The organism is Pseudoalteromonas sp. PPB1 (assembly GCF_015356275.1).
Taxonomy (GTDB): Bacteria; Pseudomonadota; Gammaproteobacteria; order Enterobacterales; family Alteromonadaceae; genus Pseudoalteromonas; species Pseudoalteromonas rubra_D.
This window is the reverse complement of the sequence record NZ_JACEQV010000021.1, coordinates 87,339-96,925: the sequence shown is the minus strand read 5'-3', so window position 1 is coordinate 96,925 and position 9,587 is coordinate 87,339. Positions and strand designations below refer to the sequence as shown.

Sequence of the window (9,587 nt, the reverse complement as noted above, 5' to 3'; positions counted from 1 at the left end):
AAGCGAACATGAATATCCACAAATGTCTCCTTGGTTAACATAAAGTTCCCGCACAAATGTACGGATAATACCAAGTGGATCAGTTTTCGATGATCGTTAGTGGATCAGTTTTGCATGATCGGTGACAGTTGAGTTCAAACCCGATGCGGTAATGGAGATTAAATCCACCGTTCCTGTTGATTATACAGAGTGTGTAAAAAAGCATTGGGTATTGATAACATTATATTCTCACCCGAATTTTTGCGTGAAGGTAGAGCGTTTTATGACAACCTTTATTCATCTCGTATTATCGTGGGGGAGCATTCTGAGCGTGCTGAAGTGTTTGCAAAGCTGTTACTGCAGGGGCTGAAGCCATCAAGCTCTTTTCCAATACGTATCTGGCTATGCGTGTGGCCTACTTCAATGAGCTCGATACTTATGCTGAAACGCATGGACTTGACTCAAAGCAGATTATTGAAGGGATAGGTTTAGACCCTCGAATTGGTGAGCATTATAACAATCCATCGTTTGACTATGGGGGGACTGTTTACCAAAAGGCACCAAGTAGCTTTTAGCCAACAATCAGGATGTAGCGAATAACCTCATCCGTGCCATTGTGGACGCAAACGACCCGCGTAAGGATTATGTCGTGGATTCTATTTTGAAGTGCAAGCCTGAGGTGGTTGGCATTTGTCGTCTGATAATGAAAAGTGACTCCGACAATTTCTGAGCTTCATCAATTCAGGGAGTTATGAAACGCATCAAAGCTGAGGGTATTAAGTTGGTCATTTATGAGCCTGTTCTGAATGAGAGTGAGTTTTTCCACTCTCGTGTTATCACTGAGCTGGAAGAATTTAAACGGATTTCAGACGTTATTGTGTCCAGCCGTATGGTAGATGAAATTCGTGACGTGGCAGATTAAAGTATATACAAGCGATCTATTCGGTCACGATTAAGCTATCTATCTCACCTCCGGTATCTAAAAAGGGTGGCGACTGCGATACAGACTCTGCCCTGACAGCGTTCTAGCACTTCAGCCTGGTTAACTCATCACAAAACCTGTCGTTCTGCAGAATACATAGCTGCTGATTTGGTTTGTGGGTTAAACCCAATGCACCTAGACTAGGTTAGCTGAAGTTACTTAAGCCTCTCTAATATCAAATTTTATAAAGCAAATTTTCGAAAAACGATATAGTCAGCGCTGTGATGGCAGGGAGTTACGTAAAAAGTCAGGCTTGTCCTTTAAGCGCACTATAAAAACATTTCAATAAAGGTAGTTGAAACAATCAGCTAGCAGAGCAGCATATGACTATGTAGTTTTTGAACAGATTTTAGCTAAGCAGGCATAAAGCAAACCATTACTCAGAATACACGGTGCCGTATTTTTGTGTTATGTGACATGCCCATGACCTGTAGATGAGAGAGCTAGACTCACATATCGAAAATTGTATAATGGACGTTAGCAAGCCTGCAAATACAAATAACATGCGATGGATAACGGCTGAGCGATTATCCGGCGGGTAGAGTAACCTTGATGAGGCAAAAGACGAGTGTCATGCGGTTGGCCGATAGGTGAAGACTCGGGACTCTGACTACAAACTTCTTCATGGCGCTTAATGCACGAACTCTTGTTATATTCGATTTAGGGTAATGCTAAATACACGTAGTACGTATAGTTACATTATAAAGTCTTTGTCAAAAAACTCGTATAATTGAATGGGTACATGGATTTCTACTTTTTAGAAAGTGGATTAAGAAAAGTAGTTTTTACTGGACTACTCGGTATAAAAAGGACAGTCATACTCTATATTTTTGGTGTCTAATTTTTCCGTTAAAAACCGTTGTAATGCATGTCGATGTTATGAGCAATATCACAGTGTGATATAAATCAGATAATTACTGTTTTTATTAATAATTCGAGATTATAAATGAGCAAAATATTAAATTTAATAGGTAGACAAAAGCAACTTTTTTTGCAAGATATTGAGTCTGCTGAGCAAGCACTACAAAAGGAAGTATCTAACTCTCGATTTCTGATATTGGGCGGCGCAGGTTCGATTGGTCAAGCTGTGACTAAGGAAGTTTTCAAGCGTAACCCCAAAAAACTACACGTTGTGGATATTAGTGAAAACAACATGGTAGAGCTTGTAAGAGATATTCGCAGCTCATATGGTTACATCGATGGGGATTTCCAAACTTTTGCTCTGGATATAGGTTCAATCGAATACGATGCCTTCATTAAAGCAGACGGCCAGTACGATTATGTACTGAATCTATCTGCGCTGAAGCATGTCCGCAGTGAGAAAGATCCCTACACTCTGATGCGCATGATTGACGTGAATGTATTTAACACGGATAAGACAATTCAGCAGTCTATAGATTCAGGTGTCAAAAAGTATTTCTGTGTGTCAACGGATAAAGCTGCAAACCCCGTTAATATGATGGGGGCCTCTAAGCGTATCATGGAAATGTTCCTGATGCGTCGCAGCAAAGAGATCGCAATATCAACAGCTCGATTCGCGAACGTTGCATTTTCAGATGGCTCTTTGCTTCATGGGTTTAACCAACGTATCGAAAAGCAGCAACCGATAGTTGCTCCAAGTGATATCAAACGCTACTTTGTTATCCCGCAGGAATCGGGCGAGCTTTGCCTAATGTCTTGTATCTTCGGTGAAAACCGAGATATTTTCTTCCCGAAGTTAAGCGAGTCGTTACATTTAATTACCTTTGCTGATATTGCAGTAAAATATCTTGCTGATAAAGGTTATGAGCCTTATCTGTGCGACTCTGAAGAAGAGGCGCGTGAGCTGGTCAAGACGCTACCAGCTGAAGGTAAGTGGCCGTGCCTGTTTACAAAGAGTGACACAACAGGTGAAAAAGATTTTGAAGAGTTCTTCACTGAAAATGAAACGCTCGATATGGAAAGATTCAATAACCTGGGGATCATTAAGAATGAGCTGGAATATGACGCAGACAAAATTGCGTTGTTTGAAAGTACAATCAGCCAGCTGAAAGATCAAAAGTCCTGGACAAAAGAGGAGATCGTTGAGCTGTTTTTCACCATGATCCCTGATTTTGGTCATAAAGAAACCGGTAAATACTTAGACAGCAAGATGTGATTTGGGGCTGCAATGACACCACATAATATTAACGAGTTTGTCAGAGCTCTGTATCAGACTGATGAATTTATACCACTTCATGCACCGACGTTTAGTGGTAATGAAAAAGAATATGTTTTACAAACCATCGATAGTACTTTTGTATCTAGCGTAGGTAAGTTTGTTGACGAGTTTGAGCAAAAAATTGAGAGTTTAACTGGCACGGCTAAAGCTGTTGCAACAGTAAATGGCACAGCTGCCTTGCATGCCGCTCTTTATATGGCGGGAGTGCGAGCTGGTGATCTGGTTATCACTCAGGCACTTACCTTCGTTGCGACTTGTAACGCGCTTCATCACATGGGGGCTGAGCCTGTATTTGTTGATGTCTCGCCAGTGAGCCTTGGCCTGTGTCCAAAAGCGCTGGAAACCTATTTAGAGGACCACGCAATACTGACTGAGCAAGGTACTATTCATCGTAGTACGAAGCAGCGTATTCAGGCTGTAGTGCCAATGCATACATTTGGACACCCCGTCGAATTGGATGAGCTTGTTGCAGTGTGTAAAAAGTGGCAGATTGCATTGGTGGAAGATGCAGCAGAAAGTCTTGGTTCATATTACAAGGGTAAGCATACCGGGGTATTTGGCGAATATGGTGCGGTAAGCTTTAACGGTAATAAAATCATGACAACAGGTGGGGGCGGCGTTGTTTTATGTCAAACGGCTGACGCCGGAGCCCGCACTAAGCACGTCACGACGACTGCTAAAGTCCCTCATCCATACGAGTTTTTTCACGATGAGGCCGGGTTTAACTATCGCATGCCAAATCTAAATGCGGCACTAGGGTGTGCGCAGCTCGAGATGTTAACCACTTTTATTGAACAAAAAAGAGCGCTTGCACAGCAATATCGCGACTTTTTTGATTGCAGTGAGTTCAAGTTTGTGGTCGAGCCTGCTTACGCACAATCAAATTACTGGCTCAATGCGGTAATTTGTGAAGACAAAGCCGCGCGAGAGTTGTTATTGCAGGAAACGAATAGCCAAGGGGTTATGACTCGACCAATTTGGCAGTTGATGCACCGCTTGCCAATGTTTAGTAACGCTTTAAGAGGCGATTTGACTTACTCTGAGTATGTTGAAGCACGTCTTGTGAACTTACCAAGTACACCAATTGCTAAACTAGGTGTCTGATTATGAGTAAAAAAATAGCTGTTTTTACGGGAACACGTGCCGAATATGGTTTGTTGTACTGGTTGATTAAAGACATACACGATGATCCTGATTTGACATTGCAGTTACTCGTTTCTGGCATGCATTTATCTCCTGAGTTTGGAAATACGTATAAGCAGATAGAAGATGATGGTTTTAAAATAGACGAAAGGATCGAAATTTTATTATCTTCTGACACTGCAACGGGCACAGCTAAGAGTATGGGGCTGGGTGTTTTAGGGTTTACAGATGCTTTAAGCCGATTAGAACCAGATGCACTGGTGATTTTAGGCGACCGGTTTGAAGCATTAGCGGCAGCTCAAACAGCTATGATTCTGAGGATTCCAATCTTGCATTTGCATGGTGGAGAAATCACGGAAGGCGCTTATGATGATGCTATCAGGCATGCTATCAGTAAACTTAGCTACCTTCATGGTACATCGACAGACGAGTACAGGCAGCGTGTTATTCAACTAGGAGAATCGCCAACGAGGGTTAAAAACATCGGTGCAATTGGCTTAGATCACTTAAAAAGAAGTGAGTTTATGACAGTGGATGAGATTGCTGAGTCATTGCAATTTGACCTGAAGGCTCCCTACTTTTTGGTGACTTATCACCCTGTAACTCTGGGTGAAGAGCCTCCTGAAGAGAGCTTCAACGCGATCCTTACAGCTTTAGATGCCTTCGCAGATCACCAGGTTATTCTAACTTACCCTAATGCCGATGATGGTGGAAGAAAAATTATCCCTATCCTTGAACAGTATGCACAGGCAAATCCAAAAAGGGTTTTGGCGATTCCATCTCTTGGACAACAGCGTTACTTGAGTACTGTTAAGCACGCATCTGTGGTGATTGGTAATTCTTCAAGTGGCATTATTGAAGTGCCGTCTTTCGATGTACCCACAATCAACATTGGTGTGCGCCAAAAAGGCCGGTTGGCTGCAAAAAGTGTACTGCATTGTGATGCACAGACGCACAGTATTGAGAGCGCGATACGCGCAGCGCTATCTCGTGAATATCAAGCTGAAGGCGAGGCAGTTGCAAATCCATACGGTGCTGGCAATGCAAGTAAACAAGCCATTCAAATGCTTAAAGAGCTTGATTTTCAACCGAGTAAGCCGTTCTACGATCTAAAATGAGAGTACTATGACATTAATAATTGCCGAAGCTGGCGTTAATCACAACGGTAGTGATGAGCTGGCTTTTAAATTGGTCGATGCTGCACACGAAGCGGGTGCAGATATTGTTAAATTCCAAACCTTCAAAGCTAAAAACTTGGTAACGGAATCAGCGAAGCAAGCTGATTATCAAGTTGCGAATACGGGGCAGCAAGAGTCTCAATTTAGTATGCTTAAGCGATTAGAGCTAAGTTACGAAACGCATCACAAGTTGGTTAAATATTGCCAGGAGTTAGGGATTGAGTTTTTATCAACCGCGTTCGATTCCGAGAGCCTTGATTTCTTAGTTAATGATTTGGGGATCACGAGACTGAAGTTACCTTCCGGAGAGATAACTAACGCACCACTGGTGTTAGAGCATGCCAGAACCGGGTGTGATTTAATTGTTTCTACAGGTATGGCCACTCTGAGTGATATTGATTACGTATTATCTGTTATTGCATTCGGTTATTTACACCCTGAAGGGGATCCAACTGATGAGCTGTTGCTAGAAGCTTATTACTCTGAGGAAGGTAAAGCACTGCTTAAAGAAAAAGTGACCTTGTTGCATTGCACAACAGAATATCCGGCACCTTATGACGATATCAATCTAAATGCCATGGATACAATGAAAGACGCGTTTAAGCTCTCAGTTGGTTACTCAGATCATAGTGAGGGTATTGTTGTGCCTATCTCTGCTGTAGCAAAAGGCGCGGTATTGATTGAAAAGCACTTCACGACAGACAAGTCTCTGCCAGGTCCCGATCATAAAGCGTCTTTGGATCCTGTTGAGCTTAAAGCGATGGTTGAGGGTATTCGCATCGCTGAGAGAGTATTAGGTGATGGTATCAAAGGGCCTCGTCCGCTCGAAGTTAAAAATAAAGAAGTAGCCAGAAAGAGCTTGATCGTGGCACAAGCATTAAAAGCCGGCGAAGTGATTACTAAGTCACATGTTGTGGTTAAGCGCCCGGGTGATGGCATGCCACCTTCACTATATTGGAAAGTGCTCAATACTGAGGCTTCCCAAGATTATCAAGTCGGTCAATTACTAGATGAATAAATCACCAGTAGTCTTGATCGGTGGGGGAGGTCATGCTGCTGGCTTAGCGGAAATCTTGCTCCAGCAAAACCGACAGATTTTGGCTGTAGTTGCACCAGAGCTTTCACCAAGTTTGAAGCGATTAGCCGAGTTTACGCATCATACCGGCGACGACGATGTTCTGAAATATGATAAGCATGAAGTGGAGCTCGTCAATGCCATTGGAGCGATGCCCTATAAATCATTGAGGCAGAAAATATATCAGCGCTTCAAAGATGATGGTTATCAATTTGCACAAGTGATCGCTAACAGTGCCAATGTCTCTGCTAATGCTCAATTAGCAGAGGGGGTGCAGATTATGCAAAACGCTGTGGTCTGTATCGGTGTTGCTATTGGTGAAAACTCAATTATAAATACGTCCACTACAATCGATCACGACTGCTCTATTGGGATGCATTGCCATATCGCGCCGGGCGTTACAATGAGTGGGCAGGTACGAATTGAGCAGGGTGTGCATGTGGCTACTGGAGCCAGTATAATTAATAACATTACAATTGGTGAGCGCGCTATTGTTGGTGTTGGAGCATCTTTGACAAAAAGTTTAGCGAAAAATTGTATTGCTTATGGAACAAAGACAACAGTTAAAGAACAGGGTGCCAAATGACAAGCAAATGGAAAAAATTATTAATCTCGCCAGAGACTAGCATCAGAGATGCCATGGAAGTTATTGACCGGGAAGCGCTTCGGGTCGCGTTGGTTGTCACTGATGGTGATAAGCTGGCAGGAATAGTAACGGATGGCGATATTCGTCGAGGGATACTGTCAGGGGTTGATTTGTCAGATAAAGTCGAGAAAGTGATGAATTCATCACCGATCGTAGCGTCTGAACGCAAAACTTCGGCTGAGCTGAAAGAGATAATGCGTGCTCATAGCAGCCTATCTATTCCTATCGTCGATGGCAGCGGCAGTCTGGTTGGATTGAAAACTCTGCATGAGGCATTAGAGGTCGAGAAAAAAGATAATCCGATCTTTATTATGGCCGGTGGTTTTGGAACGAGATTACGACCTTTAACTGATAATTGTCCAAAACCCATGTTGAAAGTCGGTGACAAGCCAATGCTGGAAACCTTGATCCGACATTTTAAATCTTTTGGCTTTAATAATTTTTATATTTCAACCCATTATTTGCCTGAAGTAATTACTGAATACTTCGGAAATGGCGAAGCGTTTGGGGTTAACATCACTTATGTTCATGAAGAAGAGCCTCTTGGCACTGCGGGCGCGCTTTCTCTATTACCAGACAGTTTGCCAAATAAACCCCTGATAATGATAAATGGCGATATTCTGACAAACGTGAACTTTACAAAAGTCCTGGAGTTTCATGAGTCTCAGGATTCTGATGCAACTATGTGTGTTAGAGATTATGAGATCAAGGTGCCTTTTGGTGTGATTGAAGGGGAAGGGCATGTCATCTCTGATATCGTCGAAAAGCCAACGTATAGGTATTTTGTTAATGCAGGTATCTATGTGATCTCACCTGAGATTATTCGCTCTCTCGGTAAAAGTGAGTATCTGGATATGCCATCGTTGTTTCAGAGAAAGAAAGACGAAGACTGTAGAGTACTTAAGTTTCCGATCCATGAATATTGGTTAGATATTGGCAGGCATGATGACTTTAAACGAGCGCAAATTGACATTCACGATTTAGGGTTGTTCTGAACATGCTAAAAGTATTGGCGATTGTACCTGCAAGGGCTGGTAGCAAAAGGCTTCCGCAAAAGAATATCAAGGAATTAGGTGGGCTCCCTTTAGTTGCCCATACGTTTGAAGCGATTAAGGAAGCCAAATATATTTCACATACTTTGGCGACGTCAGACTGTCCAAAGGTTCTAGAGATTGCTTCATCTTATGAGCAAGTTACACCCTTAGCCAGGCCTGCGGAGTTGGCAAGCGATACAGCTTCCTCATTGGATGTAATAAAGCATGCTGTCGAGTTTGCCAAAGAGTGTGAGATTGAATTTGATGTAATTTGCCTGTTACAGCCAACTACTCCACTGAGAGCGGCAGAGGACATTGACTCAGCGATAGAGCTATATATTGAGAAAAATGCCAAAGGCGTTGTTTCTATGACTGAGTGTGCACACTCTCCTTTGTGGAGCACGCGCTTAACAGAAGAACATGACTTTAAGCAGTTTATATCTGGATTGACTAACACCAGGGCTCAGGATTTGGATCCTTATTATCAGCTAAACGGAGCTATTTATTTAGTTGATAAGATTGAATTCGAAAGATCAGGTAAACTCTTCCTAGAGCAAGATTACTACCCCTATATAATGTCTAATGAAAGTTCTATTGACATTGATACAGAAATCGATTTTTTGATCGCAGCTACGGTACTGAAGCATCGAGCGGATAAAGCCTGCTGAATACTCGCCTCACTGACCGGCGTCGATGTCCCATCATATATCGGTCAGTGAGGCGTATTTAAGGTGAACGAGGTGTATATAGCCCGATGGCGCTTGTCTAAAGAGTTCCCGCCAGAAATACCTGATTAGAAAACGCGTTGCCAACTTAATTAACTTCTACCCTTTACTTTCTCACAGTATTTACACTTATATGTGGATACTTGTCATTGGTAAACCTGTTTGAACTGAGCTGTGAGCACCTGTGTCCGCTGAACTGTATTATGGGCGGACCAAAAGTAGCTGGGAAGGCGGCAAGTGTTTAGGCCCTCTATTTGCTACTTCACTGGCTTTCTCCGGGTTACACCTTGTATTCTCAGGTGCTTAACCTGTTTGCAGTCAGTGGCTGTCTGTGGCATTTACTATTTCGACACCCCGCTCTAAATCTTGTGCTTTTAACTCAGCTATGAGTGAAAGGAGAATACCACACTTTAATTGGTCTAGGCTGGTTCTGTTATGGGATGTAGACGATGTCTTCTCTGCACTGGGAGAGCTAGACTCACGTGATAAAAAAAGTATAATACCACCTCGTTACTTTGGCTCCCTTGTTCAGGGAGTTGTGCATGGAAGGCAGCAATTCTCTCTATTTATTTTTTAATCAAAGATATAGAGAAAAAAGGATCTTGGAAATCAGAGTACGTTATCT

General features: G+C 42.6%; 7 protein-coding genes and 1 pseudogene. All 8 read left to right on the top strand.

The annotated features are described in order from the left end of the window. Positions 1-139: 139 nt before the first annotated feature. Positions 140-935, top strand: a pseudogene (locus IY568_RS18765) (nucleotide sugar dehydrogenase); the annotation flags it as partial. 972 nt (positions 936-1,907) lie between these two features. Beyond that, positions 1,908-3,098: a UDP-N-acetylglucosamine 4,6-dehydratase gene (locus IY568_RS18760; protein WP_125558973.1), complete on the top strand. Its 1,191-nt coding sequence runs from the start codon at positions 1,908-1,910 to the stop codon at positions 3,096-3,098. Positions 3,099-3,110: 12 nt separating this feature from the next. Next, a complete protein-coding gene (locus IY568_RS18755; RefSeq protein WP_194868380.1) occupies positions 3,111-4,265 on the top strand; it encodes a LegC family aminotransferase in 1,155 nt (384 codons plus the stop codon). 2 nt (positions 4,266-4,267) lie between these two features. Then, positions 4,268-5,422 carry a UDP-N-acetylglucosamine 2-epimerase gene (gene neuC / locus IY568_RS18750; RefSeq protein WP_194868379.1) on the top strand — a complete coding sequence of 385 codons (1,155 nt, stop codon included), beginning with the start codon at positions 4,268-4,270 and terminating at the stop codon, positions 5,420-5,422. A 7-nt stretch (positions 5,423-5,429) separates the two neighbouring features. Next, entirely contained in the window at positions 5,430-6,500 is a 1,071-nt protein-coding gene (neuB, locus tag IY568_RS18745) for an N-acetylneuraminate synthase (protein ID WP_125558979.1), read from the top strand. Beyond that, positions 6,493-7,143: a NeuD/PglB/VioB family sugar acetyltransferase gene (locus IY568_RS18740; RefSeq protein ID WP_125558981.1), complete on the top strand. Its 651-nt coding sequence runs from the start codon at positions 6,493-6,495 to the stop codon at positions 7,141-7,143. Before neuB ends, IY568_RS18740 begins: the two co-directional genes overlap by 8 nt. After that, positions 7,140-8,198, top strand: a complete 1,059-nt coding sequence (locus IY568_RS18735; RefSeq protein WP_125558983.1) for a nucleotidyltransferase family protein — start codon at positions 7,140-7,142, stop codon at positions 8,196-8,198. Before IY568_RS18740 ends, IY568_RS18735 begins: the two co-directional genes overlap by 4 nt. Positions 8,199-8,200: 2 nt before the next feature. After that, positions 8,201-8,905 carry a cytidylyltransferase domain-containing protein gene (locus IY568_RS18730; RefSeq protein ID WP_194868378.1) on the top strand — a complete coding sequence of 235 codons (705 nt, stop codon included), beginning with the start codon at positions 8,201-8,203 and terminating at the stop codon, positions 8,903-8,905. Positions 8,906-9,587 lie beyond the last annotated feature (682 nt).

Bases quoted from the DNA above. Each gene is read 5' to 3' on its own strand.
- IY568_RS18760 (WP_125558973.1), top strand. From the start codon at position 1,908: ATGAGCAAAATATTAAATTTAATAGGTAGACAAAAGCAACTTTTTTTG.
- IY568_RS18755 (WP_194868380.1), top strand. From the start codon at position 3,111: ATGACACCACATAATATTAACGAGTTTGTCAGAGCTCTGTATCAGACT.
- neuC (WP_194868379.1), top strand. From the start codon at position 4,268: ATGAGTAAAAAAATAGCTGTTTTTACGGGAACACGTGCCGAATATGGT.
- neuB (WP_125558979.1), top strand. From the start codon at position 5,430: ATGACATTAATAATTGCCGAAGCTGGCGTTAATCACAACGGTAGTGAT.
- IY568_RS18740 (WP_125558981.1), top strand. From the start codon at position 6,493: ATGAATAAATCACCAGTAGTCTTGATCGGTGGGGGAGGTCATGCTGCT.
- IY568_RS18735 (WP_125558983.1), top strand. From the start codon at position 7,140: ATGACAAGCAAATGGAAAAAATTATTAATCTCGCCAGAGACTAGCATC.
- IY568_RS18730 (WP_194868378.1), top strand. From the start codon at position 8,201: ATGCTAAAAGTATTGGCGATTGTACCTGCAAGGGCTGGTAGCAAAAGG.